Consider the following 14,229-nt stretch of genomic DNA (forward strand, 5'->3'; position numbering starts at 1 on the left):
GTTGCCGGTACGCCGGCAGGCGCAGCCTGATCCCAGTTGCAGTGGCGACCGCGATTGCAACCGCAATCCCGATCCCGATCCCGATCCCGATTCCAATCGCGCAGCGAGGCCGCGCATCGAGGCACGGCCTGTGATTTTTTTCATGATGGTGATTCTACTGATTGCGTCGAATGGCGCGTGTGCGGCATGCCACGTTTGACAATTGTTGACATTCCCTTTTTGTACCGTTCGCTAGGATTCGGCTCGTAGTTACAAATTGATATCCGGGCCGGGGGGAGCGACGACGCCGCGTCGTCGAGGCAATGAAAACGGGGAAGTCATGGGGAAGCAACAGGCGGCGCGCGTCACGCCGCTGAAGTCAGGGGCAATCGCTCCCGCGCGCGAACGTCTGCTGCCTCCGGCGTTCGCCATCGGCATTGCCGCCGCGATGGGGCTCTGCCTTGCGCTGATGTTTCCGCGCGAGCCGCTGCGCGAACGACTGCTTGGCGAAGGCGGGCAAGGCGGCCGTGCCCTGGATGGCCCGGCGCTCGCCTATATGGAAGCGTGGCTGCGCGTGTCGCCGCCGGATGCCGCGCTGATCGCGGAGCTGGCGGAGCAGCTTGCGCGCGACGGCAGGCTGGACGACGCGCAGACGCTGCTGGCACGGATGCATGGCGCCAGCGGCGAGGCCGCGCTGCCGATGCTGCGCGCGCGGCTCGATATCGCGCGCCAGCGGGCCAATGCCGCCGCGTCCGATCCGCCGGCGCGCGAGCGCTATCGGTCCGAGCTGCGCACGCTGCTGCGGCAGGCCGCGCGAATGCCGGCGCCTGCGTCGGACCTGATCGCTTTCGCCGCGCAAGCCCGCGCGCTCGGCGCCGACGACCTGGAACTGGCCTTCTACCGCGCGCTGGCGTGCCCGCAGCCCGAACATGCCGCGATTGCCCGATATCGCGCGCGGGCGGTTCCGCTGCGGTCCGAGTGGCGCGAGGACACACGGCCGCCGCCGCGGGTGCGCGGTTGATGCGGCCGAATCTGACAGCCCGGCCGGGCTGTATCTGGAGAAGTGAATGACTGCAACGGCGATGGGCGACCGGCGCGCGGCTGCGGGCAGCATCGCCGCGGCCCGCCGGGCGGACGACGTCCGTGCGGCATGGCTGGCGCCCGCGATGGGGAAGGCCGGTACCCGCACCGCGATGCTGGAACTGATCGTGCTGATGACCGCGGCGATGGCGCTCGGCTATGCGGCGATGCCCGGCAACCCGCTGCTGCTCGACCTGGGGTTCCCCTGGGCCTGGCTGCTGCCGCTGGTACTGGCGCTGCGCTACGGCACGCTGGCAGGCATCGGCGCGGCGCTGATGCTGCTTGCCGGCTGGTTGCTGTTCCACCAGATTGGCGCTCAGCCCGGCGCGTTTCCGCGGCCGTTCTTCATCGGCGGCACGCTGCTGGTGCTGCTGGCCGGCCAGTTCGGCGATGTCTGCGCGAGCCGGCTGGCGCGCCAGCGCTCGATTCACCGCTATCTCGACGAGCGGCTGACCGCGCTGACCAGGCAGCACTACCTGCTGCGGATCTCGCATGCCCGTCTCGAAAACGATCTGCTGGCAAAGCCGGCGACATTGCGCGATACGCTGGCCCAGCTGCGCGCGGCGACCGCGGAACAGGCGGCCGCGGTAGCGGAGCGCGCCGAGCCGCAGCACGGATCGGCGCATCGCGGCGAGCGCTCGCCGGCGGGGTCTCTGACCGCCGCTGCGCCGATGCTGCAACTGGCCGCGCAGGCCTGCCAGCTCGAGGCCGCCGCGCTGTATCGCTGCGACGGCGAGCGGGTGCTGTCGGAAGCCGTGGCGACCGTCGGGCCCGGCTGCGGGCTCGATGACCGCGATCCGCTGCTGCGTCGCTGCCTGCAAAGCCGGCAGCTGGTGCATCGCCGCACCGACGGGGGCGACGGCATGTCGAGCCGCTATCTGGCGGTGGCGCCGGTATTGTCGGGCCCCGACCGGCTGCTCGGCGTGCTGGTGATCGAACGGATGCCGTTCCTCGCGCTGCATCACGACAATCTCGCGCTGCTGCTGGCGCTGCTCGGCTACTACGCCGACGGGGTCGAGCATGCCGCGGCGGCCCGCGCGGTCGAAGATGCGCTGCCCGGCTGCCCGCACGATTTCGCGCTCGACTATGCGCGGCTGGCACGGCTGCGGCGCGACGCCGGCATTCCGAGCACCGTGATCGCGCTGGCCTTCGGCACCGACGAGCACAGCGCCGACTGGTTCGAGCAAGCCGTACGCAGCCATCGCGCGCTGGACCTGGCGTGGGCGTGCGACGGCGGTACGCACCGCGCGCTGATGACGCTGATGCCGCTGGCCGATACCGACGCGGCTTCCGGCTATCTGCTGCGGATCGAACGGATGCTGCAGGCCCAGTTCGGCATCGATTTCGAACAGGGGCGGATCGGCGTCCATACGCTGCCGGTGCCAGCCGATGGCGATCCCGAAGCGCTGCGGCGCCTGCTGGGACGTTGCGGCGGCGGCCCCGCGGGCGGCCGCTCGGGGAACGGCCGCGATGCTTGAGGGCCTGCTCGTTCTGGCCGGCGTCGCGGTCCAGCTGGGTGCGCTGGCGGCGCTGCTGCAAGGCGACGGCGCCAGCGCCGCGCTGCTGGCGTATCTGGCCTTGCAGACGCTGGCCGCCGCGCTGATGGCCTTGCCGCTGCGGCGTCTGCTGTCGCGTCGCGTCCGCGTGCCGCTGGGCGCGACGCTGCCGTATCTGTTCGCAGCCGGTGCCTTCGTTCCGTTCGGCGGTGCGCTCGTTGCCCTGTATGTCGTGCTGCCGGCGATGCTGGCCGACATGGCGCCGTCCGCATGGCGGTCTCGTGCCCGCGCCGCGCAAGGCATGGCGCTGGTGGCGCTGCCCGACTTTGCCTCCGGCCCGATGTCCCGCGTTGCGCCGGGGACCGACAGCGACCGATCCGCCGATGCCGCGCTCGGGCGCGGACCCGGAACCGCCGACGCCGCGCACGTGCATCGGCTGACCGCGCTGGCCGCGCTGCAGGACATGCCGGCCCGCCACGTCAGTCCACTGCTGCGCGCATTGCTCGACGACGACGTCGAGGACGTCAGGCTGCTCGCCTACGGCATGCTCGATGCGGCCGAGCAGCGGCTGACGCGCCGGATCCTGCAGGCGCGCGAGCGCCTGAACGCGCTCGGCGACGGCGATGCGGCCGGTCGCGCCGCCGCGCACGAACAGCTGGCGCAGCTGCACTGGGAACTGGTCTATCAGGACCTCGTCCAGGGCGACGTGCGCAGCCACACGCTGGCGCAGGCCGACCTTCACGCGCAGGCCGCGCTGCAGGCGCTGTCCGAGGCGCCGGGCGCGACGGCCCTGTACGTCCCGGCCGCCGACGGTTCCGGGGTGGCAAGCCCCGCGGCCGGCCTGTGGCAGTTGCGCGGCCGGCTGGCGCTGGCGCGCCGCGATCCAGCCGCCGCGCGCGCGGCGCTGCAGCGCGCCACCGCGCTGGGGTTCCCGCGCCAGCGTGCGCTGCCGCTGCTGGCCGAGGCCGCTTACCTCGATGGCGATTTCGCCGCGGTGGCAACGGCGATGCGCAGCCTGCGCCAGGCCGCGGCGCTGCCCGCGGCGCCGCAGCTTCAGCCCTTGCTGCGCTACTGGACATCATGATCGCGACCATGCCCCACATGCCGAACGCGGCCTTGCCGGCTTCCATCTCGGCCCCCCGCGACACCTCGCGGCCAGCGGCAGTCGATGTCGCGCTGCTGCTCGAGGGCGGCCATCCGTTCGCGAGAACCGGCGCACCGGGCTGGGCCGAGCGGATGATCCGGGCGTTTCCGCAGACCACCTTTGCCATCGTGCTGCTCGCCGACCGTCCGGCGGGCAGCGGCGAGATGGTGGATGCGTTGCCGGACAACGTGCGTCATCTGCAGATGCATTTGCTGCACGATGAGGATCCGGCCGACGCGATGCCACGGCATCGGGCCGACGAACAGGCCTTTGCCGAGGCGGCGCGGTGGCACGATCTGCTGCGCCAGCGCGGCTACGGCGGCAACCGAGGCGGCGCAGGCCATGGCCACGCGGGCGGCCACGCGCAGGCCGGTGCCGCGCTGCGCGCGCTGATCGAAGAGCTCGGCGACGACGGCCGGCTGTCGGAGCACGCCTTCCTGCACAGCCGGGCCGCCTGGGACACCATCGTCGAGCAGTACCGCCGCTACTGTACCGACGTCCCGTTCTCCGACTACATCTGGACCGTGCGCGCGATCCATCGGCCGCTGTGGCGGCTGGCCCGGATCGCGGCGACATTGATGCCGGCGCGCGTCTACCACGCGGCATCGACCGGCTATGCGGGCTTGCTGGGGGCGATGCTGCGCTACCGGCACGACCGTCCGCTGCTGGTGTCGCAGCATGCCGCGCGGACGCGGGAACATGGCAACGATCCCGGCTATTGCCGCGACCTGTCGCTGCGCTTCTTCGCATCGCTGGGCCGCGTCTGCTACGACGCCGCTGACGAGATCGTCGCGCTGTACGAGGGCAATCGCCGCCGCCAGGTGCAGGACGGCGCGCCGGCCAGCCGCACGCGCACGATCCCGGACGGCATCGATCTGCCCGCGCTGGCGCCGTTGCGCGCGCGGCGTCCACCGCAAGTGCCGCAGGTCCTGTGTCTGGCCGGCGGGCTGGTGCCGCGCAAGGACGTCAAGACCTTCATCCGCGCGATGCTGACCGTGGTCAGGCACTGTCCCGATGCGCAGGGCTGGATCGCCGGGCCCGAGGACGAGGACGCCGACTATGCGCGCGAATGCCGCGCCCTCGTGCAAAGCCTGGGGCTGGCCGGCAACGTGCATTTTTTCGGCGCTCGGCCCGTCGGCGAACTGCTGCCGCAGGTTGGCGTGCTGGTGCTGAGCTCGATCAGCGAGGCGCTGCCGCTGCCGGTGCTGGAAGCCTTCGCCGCCGGCGTGCCGTGCGTGGTCACCGACGTCGGCGCGTGCCGCGAACTGATCGACGGCGTCGGCGACGAGGACATGGCGCTGGGCGTCGCGGGCGCTGTCGTGCGGATCGGCGACGCGGCCGCGCTGGCGCGCGAAGCGGTCGCGCTGCTCGGCGATGGCCAGCGCTGGCGCGCCGCGCAGCGCGCGGCCATCGTGCGCGCGGAGCGCTATTACACGCAGCATGCGACGCTGGCCAGCTACCGCCAGCTGTACCAGCACCTGGCCGCGAAGCCGCACGCCGATGCCGGCGCACGAGGCGGCGTCGGCCGTCCGGTGCTGCCGGCCACGCCGCCGGCGGCCGAACGGCAGCCGGCCGGCCGTTGCCCGTTTGCCGGAGCGCCATGATGGTGGACCTGTCCTTCTTCGTCCGCGGCATTCGCGACCGCAACCGTGTCGGCGGCACGCTGCAGGCCTACGGCTTCGCCGGCGTGCTGGCCTGCGGCGCCGTGGCGCTGGCGATCGCCGGCCTGTTGCAGATCGCCATGCGCGCAATGGCGGCCGGACTGCCGGCAGCGTTGCCGTCCGCGCTGGCGGTGCAGTTCGAGGTATCGGCGACCTGCCTGATCGCCGCGAGCCTGATCCTGACCGGACCGCTGCAGCTTCATCTGGTGCGCTTCGCCGCCGAGCGCCTGGCCGAAGGGCGCGGCGAACTGGTGCTCCCCGGCGTGCGTGCGGTGGGGCTGGTCGTCACCGTGCTCGCGGGAATATCTGGCCTCGCGTGCCTGCTGTGGGCCTTTCCGCAGCAGTCGGCGCTGTACCGCGCGCTGATGCTGGCCGGCTTCGTGCTGATGTGCCATGCCTGGATCGCCGTGGCCTTCCTGGCGGGCATGAAACGGTACGGCACGATCGCCTGCGCCTTCGTCGCCGGCATTGCGGCGGCTTCCGTCGCGGCGCTCGCGTTGCGCGGCTTCGGCGTGGAAGGATTGCTGGGCGGCTTCGCGATCGGCGTGCTGGTGCTGTGGGCCGGCACCGCGATGCCGATCCATCGGCACCATCGCAGCCGGCGCCTGCTGTCCTTCGCGGTGTTCGCGCGCCGTCATCGCTATCCGAGCCTGATCGCGATCGGGCTGCTGTATCCGCTCGCCCTCTGGATCGACAAGCTGCAGTTCTGGTACCACGCGGGCACGGGCCAGCCCGTCGTCGGTCCGCTGCATGCGTCCGCGATCTACGACATTCCGGTGTTTCTGGCCCACCTCGCCGTGGTGCCGGCCATGTCCGTGTTCCTGCTGCGGATCGAGCGGGATTTCGTCGCCCATTACGATGCCTTCGCCGAGGCGGTGCGCGGCGGCGGCTCGCTGCAGCGTATCGAGGAGTCGCGCAATGCGATGGTGCGGGCCGTGCGGATGGGGCTGTACGAGATCGTCAAGGCGCTGGCGATCGCGGCGCTGCTGCTGTTCGCGCTCGGCCGGCCGCTGCTGGCGCTGTTCGGCATGACGCAGCTGTACCTGCCGCTGCTGCATGTCGACATGGTCGCCGCGGGCCTGCAGGTGGTGCTGCTTGCCACGCTGAGCCTGTATTTCTATCTGGACCGACGCCGCGAGGTGTTGCTGCTCGGCGCGGCGCTGCTGGCATTGAACGCAGGGCTGACGCATCTGACGCTGGCGCTCGGGCCGGCCTGGTACGGCTATGGCTTCGCGTTCGCGGTGCTGATCGTGGTGGCGATCGCACTGGTGCTGCTGGACCGCCGGCTCGAGCGCCTGGAATACGAAACCTTTATGTTGCAGTAATGCGAATCGGGCGGTCTCCAGTGCGCGATCGCCGACGAGTATGGTGACCGACCCTTTACAATTCGACACATTCTATTGAGAAGTCCATCAAGTCGCGCTTGCCGGAGTTGCCGTGCGGCCGGACGCGAACGGACCTGTAACCGGGAAGAACATGAACATCGCATCGGTCGAAGACGATCCGAGCCAGGCCGAGCTGATCCAGCAGATCCTGATCAGCGCCGGGCATACCTGCGACAGCTATTCGGGCGGCAAGGCGTTTCTGCGCGCGATGCGCGAGCGCTCGTACGATCTTCTGGTCATGGACTGGCAGCTGCCCGACATCAGCGGCTATGACGTGGTGACGCACGTCCGGCTGCATTCGGGGCAATACCCGCCGATCCTGTTCCTGACCAGCCGGTCGCTGGAAGAGGACATCGTGATGGGACTGGCCGGCGGCGCCGACGACTACATGATCAAGCCGGTGCGCAGGGGCGAATTGCTGGCGCGCGTGGGCGCGCTGCTGCGCCGGACCTATCCTTCGGCCCAGGCCAACGAGGCCATCGTGGTGGGCGCCTACCGGCTCGACCCGGTGGCGCGCACCGCCAGCCTGAACGGCGTCGAGGTCGATATCGCGCCGCGCGAATTCGATCTCGCGCTCTATCTGTTCCGCAACATGGATCGGCTGCTGGCGCGCGACGTCGTCGAGCAGGCGGTCTGGGGGCGTTCGCTCGGCGCGAGTTCGCGCACGCTCGATACCCATCTGTCGCGGCTGCGCATCAAGCTCGGCCTGCGGCCGGAGAACGGCGTGCGGCTCGCGTCCGTGTACTCCTACGGCTATCGTTTCGAGCGCTGCGCGGAGCAGGCCGATGGCGCGTAAGGGTGGCAGGGCCGCGGCCGCCGCTGTAGCGGCTGCGGGCAGGGCGGTCGTTGCCGCGTGCACGCTGCTGGCCTTCGCGCCGGCGCAGGCGGGCCCGGCCGGCGCCGACGGCGAATATTTCGTGCATCAGGTGGAACCGGGCGATACGTTGTTCTGGGTCGCGCAGCGCTATACCGGCCGCGCCGACGTCTGGCGCGAGCTGCAGGCGCTGAACCGCGTCGCCGATCCGTATCGGCTGCCGATCGGTACCCAGGTCCGCATTCCGCTCGCGCGCATTCCGGTGACCGTCACCAGCGCGCGCGTGGTGTCCGTGGTCGGACAGGCCGATGCCAACGGCGCGGCGCTGCGGCCGGGCATGCGCGTCGACGAGGCGGCCTGGCTGCAGACGGGCGCCGATGGCCTGGTGACCTTCGAGCTGACCGACGGCACCCGCGTCGCGATGCCGCCGGCCACGCGGCTGCAGGTCAAGCGCCTGCGGGTGTTCGCGGGCACGGGGCTGGGCGACACCGTGATGGAAGTCGAGCGAGGCGGTATCGAGTCGCGCGTCGCACCGGGCGGGACCGGCGTGGGCCGCTTCGAGATCCGCACGCCGATGATGGTCACCGGCGTGCGCGGCACCCGCTACGCGGTCGATGCGGGCCAGCCCGGCGAACCCGGCCGCCGTGCCAACAGCAGCGCGGTGCTCGAGGGAACCGTGGCGGTGCGGGCGCAGCGCGCCAAGCGGACCGTGACCGCCGGCCACGGCATCGCCATCGGCAGCACGGGCGACGCGGCGGTGCACACGCTGCTGGCGGCGCCGACGTTGAGGGCGGTGCCGGCCGAGCCGATCTACGCCAGCCACGCCGAAGTGGGCTGGCAGCCGGTCAAGGGCGCAATCGGCTACCTGGTCCGTGTCACGCGCGATGCCGAGCGTACCGAAGCGGTATTCGCCAGCACCGTCACGCCGCCGGCCGCGGCGCTGACCGGCTTGCCCGATGGGGCCGCCTATCTCGAGGTGCGCGCGATCGATCGCAACCGCATTCCGGGCAACGCCGCGATCGCGCCGCTGACCGTGCGGCTCAACCCGCCGGCGCCCTATACGGTCGAGCCGGCGCCGCGCAGCACGGTGCATGGCGCAGCGGTGCATCTGCAATGGGCGGCGGTCGACAACGCCGCCGAGTACCGCTTCGAAATCGCCTCGGACGAGAAATTCGGCACGCCGGCCGCGCAGGGCAGCACCCGCGAGGCGGGCACGCAGCAGACGCTGGCGCCGGGCGACTGGTGGTGGCGCGTGCGTTCGATCGATGCCAAGGGGCAGCCCGGGCCGTGGAGCGCGCCGGTGCCGTTCCGTATCCTGCCGCCGGCGCCGGGCGTCGCCGTGGTCGAGGACAACGGCGGCGCGTTGCGCGTGCGCTGGGGCGCGGCCGGACAGCCGGAGGCATTCGCGCCGCAGGCCTATCGGCTGCAGCTGGCCGAGGAGCCGGGTTTTGCCCGCCCGCTGCAGGACCAGCGCATCGAGGCGGACGCCGCGGCGCTGCCGCGTCCGCCGGCCGGCGTCTACTACGTGCGGGTTGCACGCATCGAGCGCGATGGCAGCGAGTCGCCGTTCTCGGCGGCGCAGCGCATCGAGATCCACGAGCATCTGCGCGACGGCACGGGGGCTCCGATCGGTACTGCCAGCGGCAGTGTGCGCCGTGGCGGATAGCCGTTTTCGCCTGCCCCAGTTGCGCACGGCCGCGGGCAGCGGCCTGATCGCCGGCTTTCATCGGCGCACGCTGATCGAATGGCTGGCACTGACCATGCTGGTGATGGTGCTGGCCGCGGTGCGCGCGGACTTCGGCGCGAGCCAGCGCCTGGACCTCGCGGTCTACGACATCGGCATCGCCGCGCAGCAGCACGCGCCGCGCGACGACATCCTGATCGTCTCGATCGACGATGAATCGCTGTCCGCGGTGGGCCGCTGGCCATGGCGCCGTTCGCTGCTGGCCGGGCTGGTCGATCGGCTGGCCGACGGCGGCGCGCGCGCGATCGGGCTCGACGTGCTGCTGGTCGAGCCGGACTGGCGCCATCCCGAGGACGACGAGGCGCTGGCGGTCAGCATGGCCCGCGCCGGCAACGTGATCATTCCCGCGCTGGCGGAGCCGGTGCGCGATGGCTACCGGCTCAGCTATCCGCTGCCGGCGCTCGGGGCCGACGTCGGGCATATCAATATCGCGACCGATGTCGACGGGCTGGCCCGCCATATCTATCTGCAGGAAGGCCTGCCCGGCCAGATGCTGGACCATTTCGTCGTGCGCCTGGTGCAGTTCGGGCAGCCGCAGCGGCCGCTGGCAAGCTACCGGCAGGTGCCGGTCGACGAGACGCTGTCCGGCGAGTGGCATCGCCGCTATCGGCTCGGCATTCCGTTCGCCGGGCCGATCGGCACCTTCCGCACGGTGTCGGCGATCGACGTGCTGAGCGGCGCCATTCCGCCCGAGCTGTTCCGCGGCAAGCTGGTGCTGGTCGGCGCCGGCGCGACCGGTCTGGGCGACATGTTCTCCGCGCCGCTGTCGAAGAACGGCGCCGGCATCAGCGGCGTCGAGCTGCTGGCCAATGCCGCGCAGGCGCTGCTCGACAACAACGGCATCGTGCCGGTGCAGCGCGCCTGGTACTGGTCGCTGACGCTGCTGCCGGTGCTGCTGGCCTGCCTGGCCGCGCTGCTGATGTCGCCGCGGGACGCGCTGCTGGTCAGCGCGGCGGTGATCGTCGGGCTGTTCGGCGCCAGCGTCGCGCTGATGCATTTCGATCGGCTGTGGTTCTCGCCGGTGCCGGCGATCCTCGCCTGCCTGCTGTTCTATCCGCTGTGGAGCTGGCGCCGGCAGGAATCGGCACTGACCTTCCTGTCGGCCGAGGTCGCGCGGCTCGAACGCGAGCCGGCGCTGCCCGGCGGCAAGAGCACGCCGCCGCTGGCCGGCGGCACGCTGGACACACGAATGAGCGCGCTGTACCGGATGATCAGGCGGCAGCGCGACCTGCGCCGGCTGCTGTCCGACGGCCTGGAGAACCTGCCCGATGCGACGGTGATCTGCGACGCGGACGGCAGCATCCTGCTGGCCAATGCCGGCGCGGTTGCGTTGTCGCCGCGGCTGCTGTCCTCGCTCAATGCCGAAGGGGGCGCGCGTCCGCTGCTCGATACGCTGATCGCCGACATCTTCGCGCCGCCGCAGGGCGGGCTCGACTACTGGGATCGGCTCCGGCGCTCGGCCGCCAATGGCGCGGCGTCGACGCGCGGCGAGCGGGCCGGGGTCGAGCTGCAGACCCACGACCAGCGCGCGATGCTGCTGCGCGGTGCGCCGCTGCGCGGCAACGCGGGCGAGATCGCGGGCTTCAGCATCAGCTTCATCGACATCACGCAGGTGCGGCTCGCCGAGCGCCAGCGCGAGGAAACGCTGCGCTTCATCTCGCACGACATGCGCTCGCCGCAGGCGTCGATCCTCGCGCTGGTCGAACTGCAGGCCGACCCGGCGCGCGCGCTGGAGCCGCCGGTGCTGCTCGACCGGATCCGCCATCATGCCGGCCGCACGCTGGCGCTGGCCGACGACTTCATCCAGCTGGCGCGCGCCGAATCGCAGCATCTGCGCTTTGCGGAGATCGACCTGACCACGGTATTGATGGACGCCGCCGATTCGCTGTGGGCGCTGGCGCAGACCCGCCGCGTGACCGTCGCGGTGCAGGCTGGCAACGAGGAGATGATGCTGTACGGCGAAGCGGCACTGCTGATGCGCGCCATCTCGAACCTGGTCGACAACGCGGTCAAGTACAGCCCGCCGGGCGGCACCGTGACCGTACGCGCCGGCCGCGTGCGGCACGACGACGGCAGCGATGGCGGCCTGATGGTGTCGGTCTCCGACCAGGGGCCGGGCATCGCGCCCGAGGAACAGGCGCGCCTGTTCCAGCCGTTCAGCCGGCTGCAGGAAGAGGGCCGTCCGGTGCGCGAGGGCAGCGGTCTCGGGCTGCTGTTCGTCAAGACCGTGGTCGAGCGGCACGGCGGTCATGTCGGCGTCGACAGCGCGCCCGGGCGCGGCACGACGTTCGTGATCACGTTGCCGGGTTGAAGCCCCGGCCGCGACACGCTCTGCTCTGGCGGGAGAGGGAACGGGTCGCGCAAACCGCGATGGCATCGGCAAATGCCGCTGGCCTCTGCCCCGACCCCTCTCCCGCGAGCGGGAGAGGGAGAGGGAGAACCCGCTGCGCGGGCGTGCCGTACCGCCCGGCTTGAAACTTCTACCCCCACATGTAAGTTTCGCGCCGGCCCGTGCCACGCAAGGGAGACTTCATTGACGCGCGGCGCCTCGCCATCGCGGTGGAACAGCGCTTGCATTCCCGCCTCGTGCGGCACGACTGGCGTGCCGCTCTTTCCAGGGAGCGCGCGATGAAAGCCCTTTGCTGGCACGGCAAGCACGATATCCGCTATGACACCGTTCCCGACCCGGTGATCGAACACCCGCGCGACGCCATCATCCGCGTCAGCAGCTGCGCGATCTGCGGCTCGGACCTGCATCTGTACGACGGCTTCGTCCCCGGCATGGAACACGGCGACATCATGGGCCACGAGTTCATGGGCGAGGTGGTCGAGGTCGGCGCGGAGAACCGCCGGCTGCGCGTCGGCGACCGCGTGGTGGTGCCGTTTACCATCGTCTGCGGCGAATGCGACCAATGCCGGCGCGGCAACTTCTCGGTGTGCGAGCGCACCAACCGCAACAAGGAAGCGGCCGACAAGATGTTCGGCCATACCACCGCCGGGCTGTTCGGCTACACCCATCTGACCGGTGGCTATGCGGGCGGGCAGGCCGAATACGTGCGCGTGCCCTATGCCGACGTGGCGCCGGTCAAGGTGCCCGCCGAACTCAGCGACGAACAGGTGCTGTTTCTCGGCGACATCCTGCCGACCGGCTGGCAGGCCGCTGCGCAATGCGACATCCAGCCCGACGATATCGTCGCGATCTGGGGCGCGGGACCGGTTGGCCAGTTCTGCATCCTGTCGGTGCTGCTGATGGGCGCGAAGCAGGTGGTGGTGATCGACCGCGTGCCCGAGCGCCTGCAGATGGCGCAGCAGCTCGGCCCCGACCGCGTGACGTTGATCGATTTCGAGAACCAGAGCGTGCTGGAAGCGCTCAACGAGATCACGCATGGCAAGGGCCCCGACAAGTGCATCGACGCGGTCGGCCTCGAAGCGCATGCGACCCGTTCGCTCGATTCGATCTACGACCGCGTCAAGCAGGCCGTGATGCTGGAGACCGATCGCCCGCATGTGCTGCGCGAGATGATCTACGTCTGCCGGCCCGGCGGCATCGTGTCGATTCCCGGCGTCTATGGCGGGCTGGTCGACAAGATTCCGATGGGCGCGCTGATGAACAAGGGGCTGACCATCCGTACCGGCCAGACCCACGTCAACCGCTGGACCGACGATCTGCTCCAGCGCATCATCGACAGGCAGATCGACCCGACCTTCGTGATCTCGCATCGCGTCAAGCTGGCGGATGGCCCGTCGATGTACGAGACCTTCCGCGACAAGCACGACGGCTGCATCAAGGTGGTGATGACGCCTGCCTGAGCTTGCGGCCGGGCTTGCGCGGGCCGTCCGGCTTCTCCTCGCGTCCTCCCTTCCGCTTCGCTTCCCGAGCCGCTTCACGTTCCGCCTCCCGATCCGCCGCCACCGCCCAGCCCGCGCCGCCCTGCGCCGGGCGGGCGCCGAACACCTCGCGGTGCCAGGCGCGCGTCACGTCCTCCAGCAGTGCGAGAAAGCGCTCCAGCGCGGGCAGCGCATGCTCGCGCCGCACCGTGGCGTGCAGGTCGGCGTCGAGCCGGCGTGCGGCCAGCGGTACGTAGCTGACGTCGTCGCGCCGCGTGGCCGACAGCGAGGCAGGCAGCACGCTGACACCGACGCCCGCGCCGACCAGTCCCAGCACCGTCTCCGGATCGACCGATTCGTGCATCACGCGCGGCTCGAAGCCCTCGCGCAGGCAGGCAGCCAGCACGTTGCGGATCATCGGGCTTTGCATGTTCAGCAGCACGAAGGCATCGCCGGACAGCTGCCGCAGCGACACGCGCGGCGCGCGCGCCAGCGGATGGTCGGACGCCATCGCCACCACCAGCGGCTGCGCATAGACCAGGATCGAGCGCAGGTCGCTGCGTGCGGCCGCGCTGCACGAGAACCCCACGTCGATGCGGCCGCGCGCCAGCGCCTCGTACTGCTGGTCGGGAAGCAGTTCGTGCAGCGTCCATTCGACGCCCGGATTGCGCAGCTGGAACTGGCGCAGCGTCAGCGGCAACGGGCCGTACATCACCGAGTTGATGATGCCGATGCGCAGATAGCCCTCGAGCCCTTCGGCCACGCGCCGCACCTGCCGCTCCACCGAATCGCAGTCGTCGACGATCCGGCGCGCGCGCGTCAGCAGCGCCTCGCCGGCCCGCGTCAGCCGCGCGCCGTGCCGGCCTCGCTCGAACAGCGTGACCCGCAGCGTGCCCTCGAGCGACTTGATCTGCTGGCTCAGCGGCGGCTGCGAGATATGCAGCCGTTCGGCGGCGCGACTGTAGTTGCCTTCCTCGGCAACCGCGATGAAATAGCGCAGCTGGCGGAGATCCATATGCGATCCGTATGGATTGGATTCCGAAATCATATTTCACATATGGTTGTGCGGCACCTAGGCTTTCCCTGATCCGTCCACGC

10 protein-coding genes are annotated in these 14,229 nt (G+C 70.8%); 9 read left to right on the forward strand and 1 reads right to left on the reverse strand.

What is annotated here, in order from left to right; genetic code table 11:
• The first annotated feature begins 319 nt into the window (after nucleotides 1-319).
• The 9 genes from FOB47_RS04265 (at nucleotide 320) to FOB47_RS04305 (ending at nucleotide 13,113) form a co-directional block, all read left to right on the forward strand.
• Nucleotides 320-1,000 carry a hypothetical protein gene (locus FOB47_RS04265; protein ID WP_174780057.1) on the forward strand — a complete coding sequence of 227 codons (681 nt, stop codon included), beginning with the start codon at nucleotides 320-322 and terminating at the stop codon, nucleotides 998-1,000.
• A gap of 46 nt (nucleotides 1,001-1,046) precedes the next feature.
• Nucleotides 1,047-2,537: a PelD GGDEF domain-containing protein gene (locus FOB47_RS04270; RefSeq protein ID WP_244959287.1), complete on the forward strand. Its 1,491-nt coding sequence runs from the start codon at nucleotides 1,047-1,049 to the stop codon at nucleotides 2,535-2,537.
• Nucleotides 2,530-3,639 (forward strand): hypothetical protein, encoded by a 1,110-nt coding sequence (locus tag FOB47_RS04275; protein WP_082371876.1) that lies wholly within the window; start codon nucleotides 2,530-2,532, stop codon nucleotides 3,637-3,639. The genes FOB47_RS04270 and FOB47_RS04275 overlap by 8 nt, the downstream gene beginning before the upstream one ends.
• An 8-nt stretch (nucleotides 3,640-3,647) precedes the next feature.
• Nucleotides 3,648-5,303: a GT4 family glycosyltransferase PelF gene (gene pelF / locus FOB47_RS04280; RefSeq protein WP_420070507.1), complete on the forward strand. Its 1,656-nt coding sequence runs from the start codon at nucleotides 3,648-3,650 to the stop codon at nucleotides 5,301-5,303.
• Nucleotides 5,303-6,685 carry an exopolysaccharide Pel transporter PelG gene (gene pelG, locus FOB47_RS04285; RefSeq protein ID WP_174780877.1) on the forward strand — a complete coding sequence of 461 codons (1,383 nt, stop codon included), beginning with the start codon at nucleotides 5,303-5,305 and terminating at the stop codon, nucleotides 6,683-6,685. The genes pelF and pelG overlap by 1 nt, the downstream gene beginning before the upstream one ends.
• A gap of 151 nt (nucleotides 6,686-6,836) precedes the next feature.
• Nucleotides 6,837-7,541: a response regulator transcription factor gene (locus FOB47_RS04290; protein WP_053824085.1), complete on the forward strand. Its 705-nt coding sequence runs from the start codon at nucleotides 6,837-6,839 to the stop codon at nucleotides 7,539-7,541.
• A complete protein-coding gene (locus tag FOB47_RS04295) occupies nucleotides 7,531-9,225 on the forward strand; it encodes a FecR domain-containing protein (protein WP_174780058.1) in 1,695 nt (564 codons plus the stop codon). Before FOB47_RS04290 ends, FOB47_RS04295 begins: the two co-directional genes overlap by 11 nt.
• On the forward strand, nucleotides 9,215-11,614 hold the full coding sequence (locus FOB47_RS04300; protein ID WP_244959288.1) for a CHASE2 domain-containing protein: 2,400 nt from the start codon (nucleotides 9,215-9,217) through the stop codon (nucleotides 11,612-11,614). Before FOB47_RS04295 ends, FOB47_RS04300 begins: the two co-directional genes overlap by 11 nt.
• A 317-nt stretch (nucleotides 11,615-11,931) precedes the next feature.
• Nucleotides 11,932-13,113 (forward strand): zinc-dependent alcohol dehydrogenase, encoded by a 1,182-nt coding sequence (locus FOB47_RS04305; RefSeq protein WP_174780060.1) that lies wholly within the window; start codon nucleotides 11,932-11,934, stop codon nucleotides 13,111-13,113.
• Here FOB47_RS04305 and FOB47_RS04310 read toward each other — a convergent pair.
• Entirely contained in the window at nucleotides 13,088-14,146 is a 1,059-nt protein-coding gene (locus FOB47_RS04310) for a LysR substrate-binding domain-containing protein (protein WP_053824082.1), read from the reverse strand. The genes FOB47_RS04305 and FOB47_RS04310 overlap by 26 nt on opposite strands.
• Between the last annotated feature and the right edge of the window lie 83 nt (nucleotides 14,147-14,229).

The organism is Cupriavidus gilardii (assembly GCF_013347325.1).
Lineage (GTDB): Bacteria > Pseudomonadota > Gammaproteobacteria > Burkholderiales > Burkholderiaceae > Cupriavidus > Cupriavidus gilardii.